Source organism: Marinobacter gelidimuriae, from assembly GCF_000372805.1.
GTDB lineage: Bacteria > Pseudomonadota > Gammaproteobacteria > Pseudomonadales > Oleiphilaceae > Marinobacter > Marinobacter gelidimuriae.
In genome coordinates, this window is the sequence record NZ_KB889862.1 from 38,854 (window position 1) to 58,817 (window position 19,964).

Here is a 19,964-nt window from a genome sequence, read left to right on the forward strand (position 1 = left end):
TTCCTTATGCTCAAGATGTGAAAGACATTCTGCAGGTGTTCGGTGCCGTTATGGCGGTGCTGATCGCGATCGAAATCTTTATCAACATTCGGCTTTATCTGGGCTCAAACGTGATTCCGGTGCAGCTGGTTATCGCCACCGCACTAATGGCCATTGCCCGAAAGGTTATTGTGCTGGACCTGGCCCTGGTCAGTGCTGAACAGATTGTGGGCATCGGCATTACTGCGCTGGCTCTGGGCATCTGCTACTGGCTGGTACAACAGAAAACCTGACCCATAAGTTTCGGCTTGAAGGCGGCAAGGTTATCAACACCCTGAAACTGCGGGAGGGCTACCTAAGGCGCCGCTTTTAAACAGCGACCGTCGGGATTGGCCTGCAGGATTCGACCTTAATAAAACACAAACAGGCCCTCAGGGGCCTGTCTTGGTTGTGAACGATAACGCGGGCTTCAGATATTGACTTTGAATCCCAGTGAGCGGAACTGCTCTCCCATGGATTTGCTGCTGCCCTTAAGCTGGATTTTCAGGCTGGAGCATTCACGGCGCACCGGATATTCCTTGCGAAGCCGATCAAAGGCTTGGGCGCGCTGCTGTTCGTCGCCCGCCATGCTCAGCCGTAAGCGGGCGTCGTCACGGCGCGGATCGTAGCAGTTATGCAAAGCCAGCTGTATCGCATCATCGCCGGCGCTGCTGGTGAATGCCAGCTTACTTAGGGGAGGCTGGGGCAAATACTGGCCTGCCTGTTTGCGCACGGGCAGGCCAAGAAAGCGGGACAGCGCCCGGTATATGGTTTCGGTGCCATGCACTTTGCCTTCCAGACTGTAACCGGCAATGTGCGGCGTGCCCAACCAAACCTGCTGCAGCAGCTGCGGGTCTATCTTAGGTTCATTTTCCCACACGTCCAGCACTACCGTGGGCGCATCTGGCTGCTGCAGCCGGGCAAGCAAAGCGGCGTTGTCGATCACTTCACCTCGCCCGCTGTTGATCAGTAGCTGATCGGACCTTAGTGTCGCAAGCTCTTGCGCTCCCAACAGGTGATAGGTTGGGTGCTCTCCATCGCGGGTTAGCGGGGTGTGCAGCGTTACCAAGTCACACTCAAGCGCCTGCTCAAGGCTGGAAAATTCGGTCGCGCTTGGCTCGTCCAGCCCGTCGAACTGGGCCTGCTGCCTTGGCGGATCGCACAGAACAACGGTAAAGCCCAAGCGTTCCAGCCTTTGCGCCAGTAACCCGCCAACGTTGCCAGCCCCCACAATACCAACACTCTGGCGCGCCCAGTTGCTGAGCCCGCGCCTGGATGCGTGCAACGAAGCCACAGCCAGTACGTACTCAACCACGCTGTTGGCATTGCAGCCGGGGGCGGCGCAAAAGTGGATGTCCTGGGATTCTAGCCAGAACCGATCAACATGGTCGGTACCAATGGTGGTGGTACCCACAAAACGCACCCGGCTGCCTTCCAGCAAGTCGCGATTTACCCGGGTAACCGAACGCACCAGCAACACATCGGCGTCGCGCACCTGGTCCGGGCTGAGCTCTCGGCCGCTGACCCGGCGGATGTCACCAAAATCGGAAAAAAACGAGTCCAGTAACGGAATGTTTTCGTCTGCAACAATCAACATGCCGGTCGTCCGCCTTTTTATCTAAACTGGTATGTGTCTAAACCGTTGTGTCTAAACGTTATCTCTGAGCTTTTGTGTCCAACGTCTCTATCCGAGCTGTGTTCAGGTCTATCTAAAAGTGCGCCTGAATCAGCTTCTGCGCGGCCGGCTATTGCCGCTTCGGTTGCCACTGCTACGGTTACCGGTCGGGCGCGAGCCCTGTGGCCGACGACCGCGTTTGCGGGCGATCGGGGCGTTGTCCATCGGAACCATCAACGCTTCGTCCGGCACCTCGCTGGCAAGTTTCTGACCGATGTACTTTTCAATCGCCGGCAGGGCGAAGGAATCGTCTTCGCCGGCAAAGCTGATAGACACGCCGGTGCTGCCGGCACGACCGGTGCGGCCGATACGGTGTACGTAATCTTCGGCGTTATCTGGCAGATTATAGTTGAACACATGGGTTACGCCGTTAACGTGAATACCACGGCCTGCGACGTCTGTAGCCACCAGCACCTGAATGCTGCCGGCCTTGAACTGCTCAAGGGTTTTCAGGCGTTTGGCCTGGGCAATCTCGCCAGACATCAGCGAAACCGATACCCCCTGATTGCGCAGGTCTTCTTCCAAATCACGGCACTGGTCACGGCGATTGGCGAACACCAGCGCCTTGTCCACTTCCGGGCGCTTCAGATAATTCACCAGCACCCTCAGTTTTTCATCATCGCCGACCAGGTACACGGTCTGTTCAACCCGCTCGGCGGTTTTCTGCTCCGGCTCAATTTCCACAAACTCGGCGCTCTGGGTCCACATAGACGCAAGATTCAATACATCCTGGTTAAACGTCGCGCTGAACAGCAGCGTCTGGCGATTTTCCTTCGGGGTACACTTGCGGATGATGCGTTTAACATCCGGAATAAAGCCCATGTCGAGCATGCGGTCGGCTTCGTCAAGAATCAGAATATCGATCTGGTCGAGAAACACGTCCTGAGAGCCCAGAAAATCGATCAACCGGCCCGGCGTTGCCACCAGAATATCCACGACTTCGTTCTGTAATTGATCACGCTGCTTGTCGTAGTGCATACCGCCAACCACGGTCACGACTTTATGGCCGGTATGGGCACACAGCTGCTCGGCGTCTTTGGCGATCTGCATCGCCAACTCGCGGGTGGGCGCCAGCGCCAGAACCCGCGGCTCCGAAGCAAAGCGCTTGCTGTCCTCAATCGGGGTTTCCAGCATGGTCTGGATCGCGGTAATCAGAAACGCTGCGGTTTTACCGGTGCCGGTCTGGGCCTGGCCGATCAGATCCTGGCAAGCCAGGGTCCAGGGCAGGGTTTCGGCCTGTATCGGTGTGCAGTATTCAAAGCCTATGGCGGCAATGGCCTGCTGCAGGCGATGGTCCAGATTCAGATCGCTAAAGCGCCAATCAGAGGTGTGGCTTCGATCAATAGTAGGACTGTCAATAACGGGACTGTCACTAGCACTGGAGATGTCGTTGCCAGCAGTAGACGTCGGGTTGCTGTCAGTAGGGTTATTATCAATGGTCATACAGTTTCGGTGTCCTTGGTATTCCGGGAGTCAGAACCGACAGCCGCCCATAATGGCGCAACTCGCCATGCATCTTTTTGCAAGGCCTCTGTGAGCAAGCCCTCGGTTCCATAAAAACGCGTTAGCGCGTGTAAAAATCCGCTGCACGGCAGGGTATACTGCTGTTGGAGCCGCTCAGGGGTATATTCTTAAATTCGCCCGCACCGGCACCAGAATAGTCTGGCAAGGCTGACGGAACAAACCATTAAATAGCATGATAAGATCGTTTGAGCAGTGCATCATTGGGGGACTATTGTGCGACTTTAACAGCCTCAATGCCAGCGCGATCTTGGGCCTGGGTCAAGGCATAAAGTGCTGCGCCGGAAAACGCCGATGGACACTTGGGGAACTTGGCGCAACATTTACCCTCTACACCGCTGTCGGTTTCCACTCATTCGTTTGCAATTAAGGCTCAACATGATTGTTACTGCCACGGCCCGGCAACGGCCTCGGGCTTTTTGCCAACTAAGCGCGCTTGTCGCATTGATGGTTTTTTTGCTGGCGCACAACACCGCGTTCGCACAACAGGATGCCACCTTCTCAAGCTGGCTTGGCGGCAATTCCGCTGGCCAAGGCGAATTTCTTCCTGTCGATCAGGCGTTGCCTTTTAGTTACCGCACCGACGGTGACGCGCTCATACTCGAGTGGGACATTGCACCGGAACACTATCTTTATAGGAGCCGAATTTCCGTAACCCCGGTCAGCGCGGGCATCAGCCTTGGAGAGCTTGAGTTTGCACGCCCGGGCGTGATCACCAACGACGAGTTTTTTGGCGAGATGGCGGTGTTTTACGATCCGATCCAGGCTCGGCAACCCATTCAACTGCCCCCCGGGGTGACCGAAGCCGAGCTTCAGGTCAGCTATCAAGGCTGCGCCAGTGCCGGCTTGTGCTACCCGCCGCAAACCCGCGACCTGCTGTTTTACGCCAACAGTAATGGCTTAAGCAGTGCTGCGCCCGGCGAGGTGGTCAAATCCAATGCCACATCTGACGCCAGCAACAGTCGCCCCAACCCGGCGGTCGCTGTGTCCGATACTCGCAGCGCCAGTGGGCTTGCCGGCTTTATGAGCCAACAGCCGACATGGCTGATCGTTGGCGTATTTTTCCTGTTGGGCCTGGGGCTGACTTTTACTCCCTGCGTGCTGCCCATGATACCCATTATTTCCTCACTGGTGTCTGGCCAGAATACCCGCTCCAGCGCCCATGCCCTGGTGCTTGCGTCAAGTTACGTGTTGGGCATGGCGCTGACCTACGCCGCAGCCGGCGTGGTGACCGGTTTGCTGGGGGCCAGCTTTAACCTGCAAGCACAACTGCAGTCGCCCGTGGTACTGGGCGTATTCGCCGCGCTGTTCACCGTGTTTGCGCTGGCCATGTTTGACGTTTTTGAGTTACGACTACCGGCGTTTATCCGCAACCCTCTCAGCAATGCCAGCCAAAACCTGTCCGGCGGGCGCATTGCCAGCCTGTTTGGCATAGGTGCGCTGTCGGCGCTGGTGGTATCGCCTTGCGTGTCGGCGCCGCTGGCAGGCAGCCTGTTGTACATTTCCGCAACCCAGGACGCGATCATCGGCGGTCTGGCGCTGCTGGCCATGGGCCTGGGCATGGGCGTGCCGCTGATTGCTGTGGCGGTGGGTGGGCGCAAAATTCTGCCGACCTCGGGCGCCTGGATGACAACGGTCAAGCACGGTTACGGCATTATGCTGCTGGCCGTCGCCATCTGGCTGCTGGAACGGATGCTTGCGCCCTGGCTTACTCTGACTCTGTGGGGCTTACTGGTTGCCGTGGTGGGCGTTCAACTGGGCGCCTTCGACGCCGCCAAAGCCGGCTGGCAACGCACCCGCAAGGGGCTTGGGCTAGTGGCCTTTGCTTGGGGTATGGCGCTGCTGGCGGGCGCACTGGCGGGTGCCAGCGATCCGCTGCGGCCGCTGGCGCCGTTCACGGCGGGCAGCGGCGCCGGCACCAGCACCGGCAGTGCGGCCAGCCACGCCAACTTCCAGCGCACCAGTGAACCGCAGCAGATACGCCAGCTTTTGCAACAGGCTCAAGCAGCCGGTAAACCCGCGTTGCTGGATTTCTACGCCGACTGGTGCATTGCCTGCAAAGTGATGGAGCGCAATGTGTTCAGCGACACTGAGGTGGTTCAGGCTCTGGCGCCTTACAGCCTGATACAGCTTGATATGACGGCCAACACGCCACAGCAGCAGGCCCTGCTAGACGAGCTCGGCCTTTTCGGACCGCCGGGCATCCTGTTTTACAACGTTAGTGGTCAGGAAATCGGTAGCCAACGTATTCTGGGTGAGATGAACCGCAGCGAGTTTTTGCAGCACCTGAACGGCGTCGATATTCGCGGCTGACACGTTAAACCTTAACCGCCGCGGCGAATCATAAAATGGAACTCGCCATCGCGTTGGTCCTGAGCCAGAAGTTCGTGGCCGAGAAACTGACAGAACCGGGGAATGTCCCGCACAGTAGAGGGGTCGGTTGCCGTTACCCGAAGAATGCCGCCCGCCGGCACGTCCAAAATACGGCTGTGCAGCATCATTACCGGTTCCGGGCAGTACAAGCCCCGGGCATCGAGTTCTGCATCAAATTCTGGGTTTTCCACGGTTTAGCTCCTGAGAATGGGTCGATTCAACCTAAAAATCTGTTAACTTGCTGTTTATTGGACACCAGAATTCGAACCACAACAACCGAGGCACGCCATGATCCGAGTATTAATTGAACGGCACATCGCCGAATCCCTGGAGGCCGCTTACGAAACCCGCTCGCGCAAGGTTTTGCAAAACGCGGTTGCTACCCCGGGCTTTATATCCGGTGAAGCCCTAAGCAATCGAAACGATCCAAACAACCGCTTTACACTTTCGAATTGGCGCTCGGTCAGTCACTGGGACCGGTGGTACCAATCTAAAGAGCGCAAAGAGCTGATGGCGGAACTGATGCCGATGATGGATCGCGAAGAAATAATCACCATACTCGAGCAGGGCGGATCCTGACTCCTCGGCACCATGGGCAATCACCATAGCGATCGTGGGAGCATCGTAGAAACCAACGCTGGGCAACCATGTATTTTTGTTCATGTTTCTCTCCGGAGAGTCACGTTAGGTGGCGTAAGTGCAATGGGAAAATAGTCAATCCAGATTACCACCTAATTACTTAACTCTTTGCCGCGCATCTATTTCCGCCACTTTTGATGCGTGTCAGGAGTTGACCTGAATCATTGCAAAGGCCTAATGCTTTCCTCATAATTACGCCCGCATAAACCCCTTTCTAACCCAATGGTAAGGCTATGAGCACATTGAATCCGAACCTGACATACAACTACAAGGTGGTAAGGCAGTTCGCCATCATGACAGTCGTGTGGGGAATTGTTGGTATGGCTTTGGGTGTGTTGATTGCAGCACAACTGGTTTGGCCGGCCCTCAATTTCGACCTCCCGTTTACCCACTTCGGCCGCCTGCGACCGCTGCACACCAACGCCGTTATCTTCGGCTTTGGTGGAAGTGCGTTGTTCGCAACGTCGTACTACGTCGTACAACGTACCTGTCAAGCACGCTTGATTTCTGACAAGCTTGCAGCCTTCACCTTTTGGGGTTGGACTGCGATTATCGTCTCAGCGGCTATCACTCTGCCAATGGGCTTTACGTCCTCTAAAGAGTACGCCGAACTGGAATGGCCGATCGACATCGCCATCACCATAGTTTGGGTGGTCTATGCTCTGGTATTTTTTGGCACCATTACCAAACGCAGCACACCGCATATCTATGTGGCTAACTGGTTCTACGGTGCCTTCATACTGACCATCGCTGTTCTGCACATTGCTAACAACCTGGCTATGCCGGTCAGCGCGTTCAAGTCTTACTCGGCCTATGCCGGTGTTACCGATGCCATGATGCAATGGTGGTATGGTCACAACGCCGTCGGTTTCTTCCTGACCGCAGGCTTCCTGGGTATGATGTACTACTTCGTTCCCAAACAGGCTGGTCGTCCGGTTTATTCCTATCGCTTGTCCATCGTTCACTTCTGGGCGCTGATTGCGACTTACGTATGGGCCGGCGGCCACCACCTGCACTACTCTGCCCTGCCAGACTGGGCCCAGACCGCCAGCATGGTGATGTCTCTGATTCTGCTTGCACCGTCCTGGGGCGGCATGATCAACGGCATGATGACGCTGTCCGGTGCATGGCACAAGCTGCGTACTGACCCTATCCTGCGCTTCCTGGTGGTTTCTCTGTCGTTCTACGGCATGTCCACCTTCGAAGGCCCGATGATGTCGATCAAGACGGTTAACGCCTTGTCACACAACACAGACTGGACCATCGGCCACGTGCACTCCGGTGCTCTGGGCTGGGTTGCCATGATCAGTATTGGCGCTATGTACCACCTGGTTCCAAAACTCTGGGGCATGAAAGAGATGCACAGTACCAACCTGATCAACGTCCATTTCTGGCTGGCCACGGTAGGCACCGTTCTGTACATCGTCTCTATGTGGGTCAACGGCATTATGCAGGGCCTGATGTGGCGCGCGGTTAACGAAGACGGCAGCCTGACCTACAGCTTTGTAGAAGCTCTGGAAGCCTCTTACCCGGGTTACTTCGTCCGTTTCCTGGGCGGTGTAATCTTCCTGAGCGGCATGCTGTTTATGGCCTACAACGTCTACATGACTGTCCGTCAGAAAGACGCCGTTGCCGAGAATAACGCCGCAACCCAGGCAGCGTAACGGAGAGATATTAGATGAAACATGAAATAGTTGAAAAAAACATTGGCCTGATGATTGTCTTGATCATGCTGACCATCAGTGGTGGCTTTCTGGCCGAAGTGGTTCCGTTGTTCTTCCTGAAGAGCGTTAACGAACCCATCGATGGCCTTGAACCTCTGGCAGCGCTGGAACTGGAAGGTCGTGACATCTACATTCGCGAAGGTTGTCATGTATGCCACACCCAACAGATTCGCCCGTTCCGTGCGGAAACAGAGCGCTATGGCCACTACTCCGTTGCGGGCGAGTTCGTTTACGACCGTCCGTTCCTGTGGGGCTCCAAACGTACCGGTCCTGACCTGGCCCGCGTTGGCGGTCGTTATTCCGATGCCTGGCAGCGCCAGCACCTGTATAACCCGCGCAGTGTAGTTCCTGAATCGAACATGCCAGCATTCCCTTGGCTGTTCGAAGATCTTGTCAATCACAACGGTACCGCTGCCAAGCTGACGGGGCTGCAAACCTTGGGTGTTCCTTACACCGACGAGCAAATCGCATTAGCGGCCGCCTCAGTAGAGGGCAAGTTTGAAATCGAAGCTTTGCTTGCATACCTGCAGCAGCTTGGCACCGTGCTTCCAAACAAACGGTGATGTAATGGACACTAACGACTTACGTGGCATTCATACCCTGATCATAATGGCGATGTTTATCGGCATCATCTGGTGGGCGTACAGTGCCCACCGCAAGAAGGCGAACGAAGAAGCATCGCACCTTCCGTTTGATGACGACGAGGTCGAACAGCGTACTCTTGAACGGGAAAAAACGGAGAAAAAACAATGACTACCTTTTGGAGCATTTGGGTCACTGTGATCATGCTCGGTACTATTTTCGGTTGTACCTGGTTGCTGCTTTCGACTCGCAAAAGCCAGACCTCCGATGTGGAAACCGACCGTACTATGGGTCATTCCTTCGATGGCATCGAAGAATATGATAATCCGCTGCCGAAGTGGTGGTTCTATCTGTTCATGTCCACCATTGTGTTCTCGCTGGGCTATCTGGCGCTCTATCCGGGCCTTGGTAACTACAAGGGCCTGCTGGGCTGGACTTCTGTCAACCAGTGGGAAGCAGAAGTTGCCGAAGCCGATGCGCTTTACGGCCCGATCTACGCACAGTATGGCAAAACAGCGGTACCCGAGCTGGCCAAGGTAGACGACGCCATGAAGCTTGGCCAACGTCTGTTCGCCATCAACTGCACAGTGTGCCACGGTTCTGCGGCGCGCGGCCAAGTGGGTTTCCCTAACCTGACCGACACTGACTGGCTGTACGGTGGTTCACCGGAAGCCATTCTGCACACCCTGAACAACGGCCGCATGGGCGTTATGCCGGCCAAAGGCGTGATGCCCAACATGACCGACACCCAGGTAGACCAGGTGGTCAACTACGTGTTGAGCTTCAGTGACCGCGCCAAAGATCCAGCCTCTGTTGAAGCCGGCAAGGCCGTGTTCATGCAGGGTTGTGCCGCTTGTCACGGTGCTGACGGTAAAGGTATGCAGGCCGTCGGCGCGCCTAACCTGACCGACAACGTGTGGCTGTATGGTTCGAACTTTGACTGGATCCGCCAAACGGTCATCCACGGCCGTCAGAACCAAATGCCCGCGCAGAGCGGTCGTTTGTCTCAAGATCAGATTCAGATACTCGCCGCCTACGTTTACAGCATGTCCAACTGAACAAACCGGCCGGAGTTCGCTCCGGCCCGGTCCTTTCAACTCTGTGTCTGCCGCTGGCGGGCACAGAGTTGAAGTGATCAAACAGGTGATCCACCTGAGACAGATCAAGCATTCACTTCCAGGATCCCTCGCGCCCTGCCCCCCGTTTACCTTCATCGGAGAAATCGATGAGCACCAAGATTCCGGTACAACAAATTGACCCGGCCAACGAGCCTTCCGACAAGAAGAAGGGGTCTGAATCTGTTGACCTTTACGCAAGTCGCAACAAGATTTATGTCAAAGAAATAAAGGGCTTTTTCCAGCGTATCCGCACATTCAGCCTGCTGGCGTTGATGGGTATGTATTTTTTGTTCGCCTGGCTGACGCTGAACGGCGACCCGTTGATTCACTTTGATCTGCCAGCCCGCGAATTCCACCTGTACGGTGCTACCTTCTTCCCGAAAGACTTCTTTCTGCTGTCAGGCATGCTGATTATCAGTGCTTTCGGTCTGTTTTTTATCACCACCCTTTTTGGCCGCGTATGGTGCGGTTACACCTGCCCGCAAACGGTATGGGCCTTCATCTTCATGTGGGTGGAAGAACGCATCGAGGGTGGCCGCAACAAGCGTATGAAGCTCGACAAAGCGCCCAATTCCCGCTCAAAAGTTGCAAAGAAAACCGCCAAACATGTCATTTGGCTGCTAATTGCGCTAGCAACAGGTTTGACCTTCGTTGGTTATTTTTATCCAATTCGTGAACTGGTTGTCGATCTGTTTACCCTGCAGGCCAATGGCTGGGCCTTCTTCTGGGTGGCATTTTTCACCATTGCCACCTACCTCAATGCTGGCTGGATGCGCGAGCAGGTGTGCCTTTACATGTGCCCGTACGCCCGCTTCCAATCGGTTATGTTCGACCCCAATACCCGTATTGTGTCCTACGACCCGAATCGTGGCGAACCCCGTGGCGGCCGTAAGAAAGAAGTCAAACCCGATGAAGTCGGCCTGGGTGACTGCATCGACTGTGGCCAATGCGTTCAGGTGTGCCCGACCGGCATCGACATTCGTGACGGCCTGCAGTATGAGTGTATCGGCTGCGCCTTGTGCATCGATGCCTGCGACGACATCATGGACAAGATGAACTACCCGCGCGGCCTGATTCGCTACACCACCGAAAACGAGCTGGAGGGCAAAACCTCCAAACTGCTGCGCCCGCGCACCTTCGGTTACGGCTTTATGCTGGCGCTGATGATCGGCGCTATTGGCTATACGGTAGCCAGCCGGGTTCCAGCGCAATTAGATGTACTGCGCGATCGCGGCGCACTGTTCAAATTTAACGGCGAGGGCCGGATCGAGAACTCCTACACCCTGAAGCTGGCCAATATGTCCGAAGCAACGCAAACCTACACTTTGAGCGTCAGTGGCATGGACGACATCCAGATTCTGACGCTGACCCAGATCACCGTCACAAGCGGCGAAAAATACTCGTTGCCAACTGTCGTGGACGTTCCGCCGGAATCCATTACCGAGAGCAACACCGATATTGTCTTCACAGCCGTTTCTGATGACGAAATTGTTCTGACGCTTGAAACTGAAAACCGATTTATCGGTCCAACGCGCTAACGGCGTTTGGGCTACAACGTACCACGCTTGAATGTAAAACCGAGACGTAACTTTATGACTGCTGAAACACCCGTTGCACCCTGGTACCGCCAGCCCTGGTTCTGGTTTTTGACCATCGCTCCACTGGCTGCCATTACGTGGAGTATGACCATGCTTGTGGTTGCCGTTAACATGGAAGACAGCATGGTGTCAGACGACTATTCGAAGGAAGGTCGGGGTATCAACCTTGAATTAGCCCGTGACGACAAGGCCGCCGAGCTGGAACTGGAAGCCGACATCCAGTTTGATGGCCGCCAACTGTCCCTGAACTTGACCTCCACCGAAGATTTTCCATATCTGGTGCTGAACCTGTTCCACCCTACCCTGGACAAGTACGATCGAGTAGTACAGTTCAGTCGCGAAAGCATTGGCCACTACACGGCGCGCATGAATGAAGACATTGACGGGCGCTGGTACTACGATTTGCGCGGCCCGACCAACGAATGGCGACTGAAAGGCGAAGCCTGGCTGCCAGCAGAGAAGGGACTCAAGCTGAAAGCGGGCCTAGTCAGAGGGTGACCCCCTTGAATTGCTTCCACTGCGGCGAGCCGGCAAACGGTGAGCCGCCCATTACCCTGCTTTTGGATGACACACAAAGGCACTTTTGCTGCCAGGGCTGCAAAGCCGTTTGTGAAACCATCCGCCGGGAGGGCCTGGCCGGGTTCTACGATTTCCGCACAGAACCTGCTATCACTCCGCGACAGCTTACCAGCGCAGAACTGGGCCGCCTGCGCGAGCTTGACCATCCTTTGGTACAACAATCGTTTGTCAGCCCGGTAAAAGCCGGCCAGGAAGCCCAGATTCTGATTGGCGGCATTACCTGCGCGGCCTGCATCTGGCTGCTTGAAAACCACCTGCAGAGACAGGCCGGAGTGCTGTCGTTTACCGTCAACCACACCACCCAGCGCGCGCGACTGGTGTGGGCCTCAGACCAGGTTCAGCTCAGTGACCTGCTGATAGCGGTGCACCAGCTGGGCTATACCGCCCGGCCCTATCACGCTGATGAAGTAGAAACGGCGCTGAAATTAGAACACCGCTCTATGCTGATCCGCCTGGCCGTGGCGGGCATTGGCTCGTTCCAGAGCATGATGCTGGCATTTCCCCTGTATTTTGAGGTGGTCAGTGGCCTATCGTCGGATTTTGTCAGCTTCTTCCGCTGGTTCAGCCTTCTGGTAGCCACCCCGGTGGTGTTTTACAGTGCCAAACCGTTTTTCCAGAACGCCAGCCGCGACCTTCGTAGCCGCCACCTGACCATGGACGTGCCGGTCGCTATTGCCATCGGCCTGGCCTACGGCGCCAGTGCCTGGGTAACGGTAATGGGCGGCGACGAAGTCTATTTTGAATCGGTGTGCATGTTCACCTTTTTCCTGTTGCTGGGCCGTTATATTGAAGTACAGGCGCGTTATCGTGCCGGCCTGTCCGGTAACGCCCTGGTGGGCTTCCAGCCCAGTGTGGCCACGCTCGTTAGCAGTGAAGACAGTGAAACCAGCATTGTTGCCGCCCACAGTCTGAAAGCCGGCGATGTGGTGCGCATCCGCCCGGGTGAAACCCTGCCAGTCGACGGCGAAATACTCCGCGGCCAGTCTACCCTCAACGAAGCCGCGTTAACCGGAGAGTATCTTCCAGAAACCCGAATGCCCGGGGATACCGTGCACGCCGGCAGCGTTAACGGCGAAAACCCGCTGGACATAAAAGTGGTGAGCGCCGGTGCGCAAACCCGCTTGTCGAGTATTCTGCGGGTGCTCGACCGGGTGCAGTCGGAAAAACCAAAGGTAGCCCGCATGGCCGACCGGATGGCTGGCAAATTTGTTGGCCGGGTGCTAATTCTGGCGCCTGTCGTGTGGCTGGGTTGGTGGTGGTATGGCGCCGATAACGCGTTTGATATTACTCTGTCAGTGCTGGTGGTTACCTGCCCCTGCGCGCTGTCGTTGGCGACTCCCACTGCCATTACCGCGGCCACGGTAAAGCTGCGTAAACTGGGCCTGCTGCCCACCCGCGGCCATACCCTTGAATCCATGAACGATATCGACACTGTGGTGTTTGATAAAACAGGCACCCTGACCCGTGGTGAGCTCAGCCTGGTGAACCAGCACAGCGCTGGCACTCTCGATGCTGACCAGTGCCTTCGCCTGGCCGCCGGCCTGGAAGCGTTTTCTGAACACCCCATTGCCAGGGTGTTTCACGATTTGCCAAAAGCCCAGATCAGCAACGTCAAAAATTACCTGGGCGGCGGTTTGTCTGGCCACTGGGACGAACAGGCTTTGTACATCGGCCATCCACAATTTGTTGCCGAGCACAGCGGTCTGGCCTTGCCAGAGGCGCCTGAATGCACAGGTATCGCCATTTGGCTGGCCTCAGACCAGCAATGGCTGGCCCGTTTTCAGCTTGACGACCAGCCCCGTGCCGACGCAGCCAACGCCATTGCGGCCTTACACGAGCTCGGCATTCGCACCCTTTTGCTCAGCGGTGACCGCTCCGGGCACGTGCAGCAGATTGCCCGGCAGCTGGGTATTGATGAAGCCATTGGCCAGGCCTCGCCGGAGGACAAACTGGCGGTGTTACAAAAGCTCAACGCCGAAGGCTGTAAGATTATGATGGTGGGCGACGGCCTGAATGATTTGCCGTCTATGGCCGGTGCCCGTGTGTCTGTGGCCATGGGATCGGCCGCAGACCTGACCCAGCTCAAAGCCGACGCCGTACTGCTCAATGGCCAGCTAATGCAACTGGTGGAAGGGCTGGCCACAAGTCGCCAGACCCGCAAGGTTATTCGCCAGAATTTGTGGTGGGCACTGATTTACAACCTGGCCGCGCTGCCTTTGGCGGCGGCTGGCCTGGTGCCACCCTGGTTGGCCGCCATCGGTATGTCCGCCAGTTCTCTGGTGGTGGTACTAAACGCGCTGCGCCTGGGCAAAATGCCAACGCCAGCCCGCGAATCACAGCCTTTAGTTGGCAGCATGGCGCTGCGCTGATAACCTGATTTTTAACCCCAAACCCCGGGAGTGCATTGTGGAAATTGTTGTGGTGCTTGTGCCATTAATGTTGATGCTGGTCACCGGCGGCATTATTTTGTTCAACTGGGCGGTCAAAAACGGCCAGTATGACGACCTGGAAGGGCCCGCCCACCGCATTCTGTATGACGACGACAAAGACCGGATTCCGGCAGACGCCATCACCGGGCTGGAAAAAACCCGGCGCAGCGCCAGTGATGCGCAAGATGAGCCGGAAACCGACACCGACACTGACGCTGACGCAGGTACATCGAAAGCCGATGAAGCGGCCAACAATCGTGGCAATAGCAGCACCTGATGGGGGGCGAACTTTACCTTAGCTATTCCAGCGCGTTTCTGATCGGTATCCTCGGCAGCACCCATTGCTTGGCCATGTGTGGTGGAATAAGTGCGTCGCTATCCATGGCAATGCCAGTAGGCCAGGGTTTTCGCCTGCGCCAGACACTCACGCTGCTGGCGTTCAACGGGGGGCGCATTGGCAGCTATACGCTAATTGCCACCTTGGTGGCATTACTGAGCACCTCGGCGGCAAGCCAATGGGCGTCCATGGGGCTGGCATTACGAACTCTGGCAGGGCTGCTGCTGATTTTTATGGGGCTGTCCATGGGGCAGTGGTGGCAGGGCATCCGCTATGTGGAAAAGCTGGGGGCGCCGGTGTGGAAAAAACTGTCGCCGCTAACCCGCAAACTGCTGCCAGTGCACAACCCCTTGCAGGCCCTGGCGTTGGGCGCTCTTTGGGGCTGGCTGCCCTGCGGTCTGGTATACAGCACTCTGGGCTGGGCAGCGCTTCAGCCAACCGTGCCATCAGCGGCACTGACCATGTTCTTCTTTGGTCTTGGCACCTTGCCCTCCATGTTGGCCACCGGTTATGCCGCGCGCTGGGTGCGCGGGCTGCAAAGCCACCGGTTGTTCCGTAAATTCAGCGGCGTGATGCTGATTGTGTTCGGGTTTTGGACCCTGCCGCTGATGGCATTGCTGGGCACCGGTGGCGGACACTAGCCAGAACCTGCACAGTTACAGATTTTCCTGAACACCGCACAAATTGCAGGGAATAACCGGATAGCCTCGCAGTTCGGCGAAGCGCTCAAGACCCTTTTCACGGCAATAGGCCAGCGGTTGGATAACCGTATTTCGGCCGTCGTCACGGTGATGGCCAAGGGCAATTTTGGTTACCCCATTGGCCTCGGCGAAGGCATAAAAATCCCCGCCGCAGGCGCGAGCACAAACCACAGGTGGTTTTACCGGCGGGATTTTTGTCTTTAACGACGCTTTAGGTGTCGCGCTCGATAATATGGTGTTCGATGCCAAGATCCTGCAGGTATTGCACCATCAAATGTTTGAAGGATGAACTCGCTCAAAGAAAAGTTGAGCTAATTTCCAGCATCGGTGAGGCAGAGGAATACCAGCGACTTTCCAATAAATTCCCGGCACTTCCCATAGCGATCAGGTCTCAGTATCTGGAATCACGCGATCGAAGCCCCAAGCTTCTCGATCAATTGAGAGCCGTAGAAAATATCCTTACAGAAATTGGACGCCCCCGCTTTTCCAGCTTGGGATTGGGTAGAATGTGTGTCATCGGCTTTGGCATAACGGTCTCCTAAAGCACCCTGATTTCTATGTTAACTCAAAATCAATTGGTTCATGCTTAGGTTGGCACGCAGTGCAAGAGCCCACTCACCCCGAGCTCCTGCACTTTACCAAAACTCTAGTTTAGGAGCGGTTTGCGCCTCCATAAATAGAACAAGACCGGAATCACCAATAGCCCAAAATGACCGCAGTGATCATACCCCCCCACCATCGGCGCTGCAATTCGACCCATCACCTCAGAACCTGTTCCAGTGCCGACCATTATCGGAACCAGGCCACCGATGATGGCAGCCGCGGTCATCATCACTGGCCGCACTCGCATACCGGCACCGTGAAGCACCGCATGACGGAGTGTTTCCCGCCTGGGCGTCAGGCCTTTCTGTTCGCAGGTTGCAAGCATTGCCTGATAGGACTGGTTGAGGTACACAAGCATGATGACACCAATCTCCACCGCTACGCCCGCCAAAGCAATGAAACCAACGCCAACAGCGACAGAGAAGTTATAACCCAACAGATACATCAGCCAAACAGCTCCAATTATTGCGAACGGAAGCGTACCCATGATGATGCCCACTTCCGCAAAGCTCCTGAAGTTCAGAAACAGCAGGATGATGATGATAGCCAGTGTCAACGGAACCACGTAGGTCAGCTTTTCTTTGGCGCGAAGCATGTATTCACGGAGCGCACGTCGGCCAGTGAAACAGAAACTGCCAGCAACGACACCAGCGAAGTGCTGCCCGGCCTTGGCGCAACCTACCGCCTGAGCCCGACGGTTACCCTGATCGGTGGCGTGCACCGCGGCATGGCGCCCGCCGGCTCCGGCGGCACTAACGTGGAGCCGGAGTTGAGCACCAACTTCGAGGCTGGCGCACGATATAACGATGGTGGCTTGCGTGCCGAAGCCATCGTGTTCTACAGCGATTATNAAAATACCGTNAGAAACTGCTCCATCGCCAANCCCTGCAGCGNCGGCAATCAGNTCATTGATTCCGGGACAGTCAGCGAAGGAGAATCGAAGATTCAGGGCNTCGAGTTGCTGGCAGCCTCTGAGCTCACGCTCGCCAACGGTCTGACTGCGCCGGTGCAGGCCACNTGGACCTACACCAATGCCGAAGTCACCAAAGACAGCGACGATGGAAGCGTGCGCAAGGGCGACAACNTGGCAGACTTGCCNGAAAATGTCGNATCTGTGCGTGCAGGCCTGCGCGATGGCANCCTCTGGGATGCCTACGTCAATNTCTCGTATGTTGACGAAACCTGCATNGACAACANCTGTGACCGCTCAGGCANTGATAACACCTTCCGTNAAACCGACGACTACACCGTGGTGGACCTCTCCAGCAGCTACGCCCTGAACTCATCCACCCGGGTCTATGCCAAGNTCGATAACGTCCTNGATGACCAGGAAATCGTTTCCCGCAGCCCCCATGGCGCCAGACCCAACCTGCCTCGCACGGCCTATGTGGGTATCAGCNTCGATTTCTGATGTCTCAAGGTGACAAATTCCGTCCTCNGGCGGGTTAANTCAGCAATCCGTCGACCCGGTCATTGACCGGGTCTTTTTTTAAACCGTTAAGCACTTCTTTCTTTGACGTCATCTTTTGGCTTCCTGCATTCAATCGCCGCCTCGCCATTGAGACGCTTGGGAGTCACAACCAATACCGACGATGAGATACTCATTCCAGTGCTGGCGTCAAAACGCTCCAAACTATTCCGGCCTCTAGGTTGGCTGTGATCAACAGGCCAAGCTCGTGATACTCGGTAACTGTCAAGCTATCTGTCGCCAATCAGAAATGTCGGCTATTCGGCGCTGCTCGAAACACTGCGAACGGTAGAGCGAACGACGGTTTAATCAAAATGATGGTCAGGCGCCGTGGAGCCTTACTCAACCAAAGCTGTTATTAGGACGCGGACGTATGCATGAAAAAGATATTTCAAAATAGCACCATGGCCACGCTTTTGGGCAAGACCAGAAACGATCTGGTGAAAAGCGCACATTAATCGTCGTCGGACTGACTCTAGTGATGATGATCTGGGAAATTGCAGCCGGACTGTTTATGAATCCGGTTGTCATTTCGTTCAACGAAGCTATTTCTATTGCAATTATAGGTTTGATCGTAAATGGCGTATCGGCCTGGATTCTCGGTGACGATCATAATCGCCAAGCCGCCTATTTCCACGTGCTGGCCGACGCACTCACCTGTTTCCGCCCATCGCATTCCTAACGGCACTGCCACCCAAGGGCGTGGAATAGATCAATTGCTGAGAGTTAAAGATTGCCTGACAAGATCCATACACCAACGGCAATCAGTGTCAGGCCGCCCATAATTTCAGCCTTCTGACCGAACAGTGAACCCACGACTCGTCCCAACATGACGCCTAACGTAACCATTACCGTTGTGGCCAGGCCAATGAGCCCAGCGGCCAGAAATATGTTCACCTCTACAAATGCCAGGCTTGCACCCACTGCCATTGCATCAATACTGGTGCCAAATGCGGTTAGAGCAATCTTAAGAAAAGAATGTCTGGAGGGTTGTTCTACCACTTCACTACTTGGACTCAGGCCTTCATAGAGCATGTGTAAGCCAAGAGCCACCAATAACGCGAACGCTATCCAGTGACCCCAAACATCCACATAAGACGCGGCAATATTACCAATTAACCAACCGATAAAGGGAGTGATGGCCTCAATTAATCCAAAAATGAGGCCCATTCTTAATGCTTCGAAGAAATGGGGATTTTTAAGGCTTGCTCCCTTGCCTATGGCTACTGCAAACGCATCAGTAGACATTGAAAGAGCCAACAACAGAAGGGCTATGGGGTTCATTCAATGTTCTCCGGCCGGGCGTTGAGTCCACGACATATCCACACGCCCGACCATCAGGCATGGATATATCGATGGTCTCGCCAACCGAGAGGTGTTCGCACCATGGCGTTTGGCCAGGTATGTTGACACGAACTCTTCCGAATACCGGAAGCAGGCTACTCCCCAAAGAGCGCTAAATTTAGCACAGTCGCCTTACGAATCAAACTGGAAGGCGGTTAACTTAACCGCGAGACTCTTGCGCCACCGGAAAGTGGCCTCGGGTGGCGTTGGCGAAACGCACCAGAGCCAGCATAACGGGCACCTCTACAAGCACACCCACCACCGTTGCCAGCGCCGCGCCGGACTGCAAACCAAACAGTGCAATTGCGACTGCCACGGCCAGCTCGAAAAAATTACTGGCGCCGATCATACCGGCAGGCGCCGCGATGCTATGGGGTACCTTCCACGCCCTCGCCCATCCGTAAGCGATGAAGAAGATCAGGACGGTCTGAAGAATCAGCGGGATGGCAATCAGCACGATATGCAACGGGTTAGCGATAATCACGTCGCCCTGGAAAGCGAACAGCAGCACCAGGGTGATGATCAAGCCGATCGGGGTAATGGGTGCCAGGCGTTTCATGAAAACGTTGTCAAACCATTCGACACCACGCCGCTTGATAACAGCCTGACGGGTTAAATAGCCGGCGCCCAGTGGAATGACAATGTAAAGCACCACCGACAGGATGACCGTATCCCAGGGAACCTGAATGTTCGAGACGCCAAGCAGGAAAACCACGATAGGCGCGAAAGCGAACAGCATGATCAGGTCGTTGAGCGCCACCTGAACCAGAGTATAGGCAGCGTCGCCTCGCGTGAGGTAGCTCCACACGAAGACCATGGCGGTACAGGGCGCAGCACCCAGCAAAATAGCCCCGGCCAGGTATTCATTGGCCCGTTCGGCGGGGATCAGGGGCGCGAACACCACGGTAAAAAAGAACCAGGCAATAGCAAACATGGTGAAGGGCTTGATCAGCCAGTTCACCGCCGTGGTGATAACCAGTCCCTTGGGCTGACGACGGACGCCGAGAATCGACGTGAAATCGATCTGCACCATCATGGGAAAAATCATTGCCCAGATCAGCACCGCTACAGGGACCGACACCTGCGCATACTCGAAGCGCGACAAGGCCTCGGGAATGGCAGGAGCAAACTGCCCTATCAGAACGCCCGCCACGATGGCCAGGGCTACCCAGAGCGAGAGAAAACGTTCAAACAGCCCCATACCTTCAGACGTGCTGGGGGCCTGTGAGAGCTCAGATGCGGTCATGTACGACTC

General features: G+C 55.8%; 19 protein-coding genes, 2 pseudogenes and 1 riboswitch. Of the genes and pseudogenes, 14 read left to right on the forward strand and 7 right to left on the reverse strand.

Annotation, left to right across the window (positions count from 1 at the left end; translation table 11 throughout):
• The first annotated feature begins 17 nt into the window (after nt 1-17).
• On the forward strand, nt 18-272 hold the full coding sequence (locus tag A3OI_RS19300) for a phosphate-starvation-inducible PsiE family protein (protein WP_018403036.1): 255 nt from the start codon (nt 18-20) through the stop codon (nt 270-272).
• A gap of 176 nt (nt 273-448) precedes the next feature.
• Here the strand turns inward: A3OI_RS19300 and pdxB are convergent, their stop codons facing one another.
• Together pdxB and A3OI_RS0103970 are read right to left on the reverse strand one after the other, a co-directional pair.
• Nucleotides 449-1,615, reverse strand: a complete 1,167-nt coding sequence (gene pdxB, locus A3OI_RS0103965; RefSeq protein WP_018403037.1) for a 4-phosphoerythronate dehydrogenase PdxB — start codon at nt 1,613-1,615, stop codon at nt 449-451.
• Between the two features lie 129 nt (nt 1,616-1,744).
• A complete protein-coding gene (locus A3OI_RS0103970; protein ID WP_018403038.1) occupies nt 1,745-3,136 on the reverse strand; it encodes a DEAD/DEAH box helicase in 1,392 nt (463 codons plus the stop codon).
• Nucleotides 3,137-3,592: 456 nt separating this feature from the next.
• Here A3OI_RS0103970 and dsbD point away from each other — a divergent pair, with 456 nt between their 5' ends.
• Nucleotides 3,593-5,527, forward strand: coding sequence for a protein-disulfide reductase DsbD (dsbD, locus tag A3OI_RS0103975; RefSeq protein ID WP_018403039.1), 1,935 nt, complete (start codon nt 3,593-3,595; stop codon nt 5,525-5,527).
• Nucleotides 5,528-5,538: 11 nt separating this feature from the next.
• On the opposite strand, the gene tusA is transcribed toward dsbD, so the two are convergent.
• The gene (tusA, locus tag A3OI_RS0103980; RefSeq protein ID WP_018403040.1) at nt 5,539-5,778 is read right to left on the reverse strand and encodes a sulfurtransferase TusA; all 240 of its coding nucleotides are present in this window, start codon (nt 5,776-5,778) and stop codon (nt 5,539-5,541) included.
• A gap of 97 nt (nt 5,779-5,875) precedes the next feature.
• Here tusA and A3OI_RS0103985 point away from each other — a divergent pair, with 97 nt between their 5' ends.
• The 10 genes from A3OI_RS0103985 to A3OI_RS0104030 all read left to right on the forward strand — a co-directional run bounded on the left by A3OI_RS0103985 (nt 5,876) and on the right by A3OI_RS0104030 (nt 15,234).
• Nucleotides 5,876-6,166, forward strand: a complete 291-nt coding sequence (locus A3OI_RS0103985) for an antibiotic biosynthesis monooxygenase family protein (RefSeq protein WP_018403041.1) — start codon at nt 5,876-5,878, stop codon at nt 6,164-6,166.
• Between the two features lie 293 nt (nt 6,167-6,459).
• Entirely contained in the window at nt 6,460-7,890 is a 1,431-nt protein-coding gene (gene ccoN / locus A3OI_RS0103990) for a cytochrome-c oxidase, cbb3-type subunit I (protein WP_018403042.1), read from the forward strand.
• A 14-nt stretch (nt 7,891-7,904) separates the two neighbouring features.
• Nucleotides 7,905-8,513 carry a cytochrome-c oxidase, cbb3-type subunit II gene (ccoO, locus tag A3OI_RS0103995; RefSeq protein WP_018403043.1) on the forward strand — a complete coding sequence of 203 codons (609 nt, stop codon included), beginning with the start codon at nt 7,905-7,907 and terminating at the stop codon, nt 8,511-8,513.
• A 4-nt stretch (nt 8,514-8,517) separates the two neighbouring features.
• Nucleotides 8,518-8,703: a CcoQ/FixQ family Cbb3-type cytochrome c oxidase assembly chaperone gene (locus tag A3OI_RS0104000; RefSeq protein WP_018403044.1), complete on the forward strand. Its 186-nt coding sequence runs from the start codon at nt 8,518-8,520 to the stop codon at nt 8,701-8,703.
• Nucleotides 8,700-9,590: a cytochrome-c oxidase, cbb3-type subunit III gene (ccoP, locus tag A3OI_RS0104005; protein WP_018403045.1), complete on the forward strand. Its 891-nt coding sequence runs from the start codon at nt 8,700-8,702 to the stop codon at nt 9,588-9,590. Before A3OI_RS0104000 ends, ccoP begins: the two co-directional genes overlap by 4 nt.
• A gap of 167 nt (nt 9,591-9,757) precedes the next feature.
• Nucleotides 9,758-11,188 (forward strand): cytochrome c oxidase accessory protein CcoG, encoded by a 1,431-nt coding sequence (gene ccoG, locus A3OI_RS0104010; RefSeq protein WP_018403046.1) that lies wholly within the window; start codon nt 9,758-9,760, stop codon nt 11,186-11,188.
• Between the two features lie 54 nt (nt 11,189-11,242).
• On the forward strand, nt 11,243-11,746 hold the full coding sequence (locus A3OI_RS0104015) for a FixH family protein (protein ID WP_018403047.1): 504 nt from the start codon (nt 11,243-11,245) through the stop codon (nt 11,744-11,746).
• Nucleotides 11,743-14,196, forward strand: coding sequence for a heavy metal translocating P-type ATPase (locus A3OI_RS0104020; RefSeq protein ID WP_026223985.1), 2,454 nt, complete (start codon nt 11,743-11,745; stop codon nt 14,194-14,196). The genes A3OI_RS0104015 and A3OI_RS0104020 overlap by 4 nt, the downstream gene beginning before the upstream one ends.
• Nucleotides 14,197-14,233: 37 nt before the next feature.
• Entirely contained in the window at nt 14,234-14,533 is a 300-nt protein-coding gene (ccoS, locus tag A3OI_RS0104025) for a cbb3-type cytochrome oxidase assembly protein CcoS (RefSeq protein ID WP_018403049.1), read from the forward strand.
• Nucleotides 14,533-15,234 (forward strand): sulfite exporter TauE/SafE family protein, encoded by a 702-nt coding sequence (locus A3OI_RS0104030; RefSeq protein ID WP_018403050.1) that lies wholly within the window; start codon nt 14,533-14,535, stop codon nt 15,232-15,234. The genes ccoS and A3OI_RS0104030 overlap by 1 nt, the downstream gene beginning before the upstream one ends.
• A gap of 18 nt (nt 15,235-15,252) precedes the next feature.
• Here the strand turns inward: A3OI_RS0104030 and A3OI_RS19305 are convergent.
• Together A3OI_RS19305 and A3OI_RS21625 are read right to left on the reverse strand one after the other, a co-directional pair.
• A pseudogene (locus A3OI_RS19305) lies at nt 15,253-15,574 on the reverse strand (tRNA 2-thiocytidine(32) synthetase TtcA); the annotation flags it as partial.
• 366 nt (nt 15,575-15,940) lie between these two features.
• The gene (locus tag A3OI_RS21625) at nt 15,941-16,492 is read right to left on the reverse strand and encodes an efflux RND transporter permease subunit (protein WP_407635510.1); all 552 of its coding nucleotides are present in this window, start codon (nt 16,490-16,492) and stop codon (nt 15,941-15,943) included.
• A 36-nt stretch (nt 16,493-16,528) separates the two neighbouring features.
• On the opposite strand from A3OI_RS21625, the pseudogene A3OI_RS19310 reads away from it, so the two are divergent.
• Nucleotides 16,529-17,308, forward strand: a pseudogene (locus tag A3OI_RS19310) (TonB-dependent receptor domain-containing protein); the annotation flags it as partial.
• A 538-nt stretch (nt 17,309-17,846) separates the two neighbouring features.
• Nucleotides 17,847-18,047 (forward strand): hypothetical protein, encoded by a 201-nt coding sequence (locus tag A3OI_RS23640; protein ID WP_018403052.1) that lies wholly within the window; start codon nt 17,847-17,849, stop codon nt 18,045-18,047.
• A gap of 44 nt (nt 18,048-18,091) precedes the next feature.
• Here A3OI_RS23640 and A3OI_RS0104055 read toward each other — a convergent pair whose 3' ends face one another.
• Together A3OI_RS0104055 and arsB are read right to left on the reverse strand one after the other, a co-directional pair.
• Nucleotides 18,092-18,649, reverse strand: a complete 558-nt coding sequence (locus A3OI_RS0104055; protein ID WP_018403053.1) for a manganese efflux pump MntP — start codon at nt 18,647-18,649, stop codon at nt 18,092-18,094.
• A gap of 13 nt (nt 18,650-18,662) precedes the next feature.
• Nucleotides 18,663-18,825: riboswitch (yybP-ykoY riboswitch) on the reverse strand.
• Between the two features lie 44 nt (nt 18,826-18,869).
• Complete coding sequence (arsB, locus tag A3OI_RS0104060) at nt 18,870-19,955, reverse strand: ACR3 family arsenite efflux transporter (protein ID WP_018403054.1); 1,086 nt, start codon at nt 19,953-19,955, stop codon at nt 18,870-18,872.
• Nucleotides 19,956-19,964: the final 9 nt, after the last annotated feature.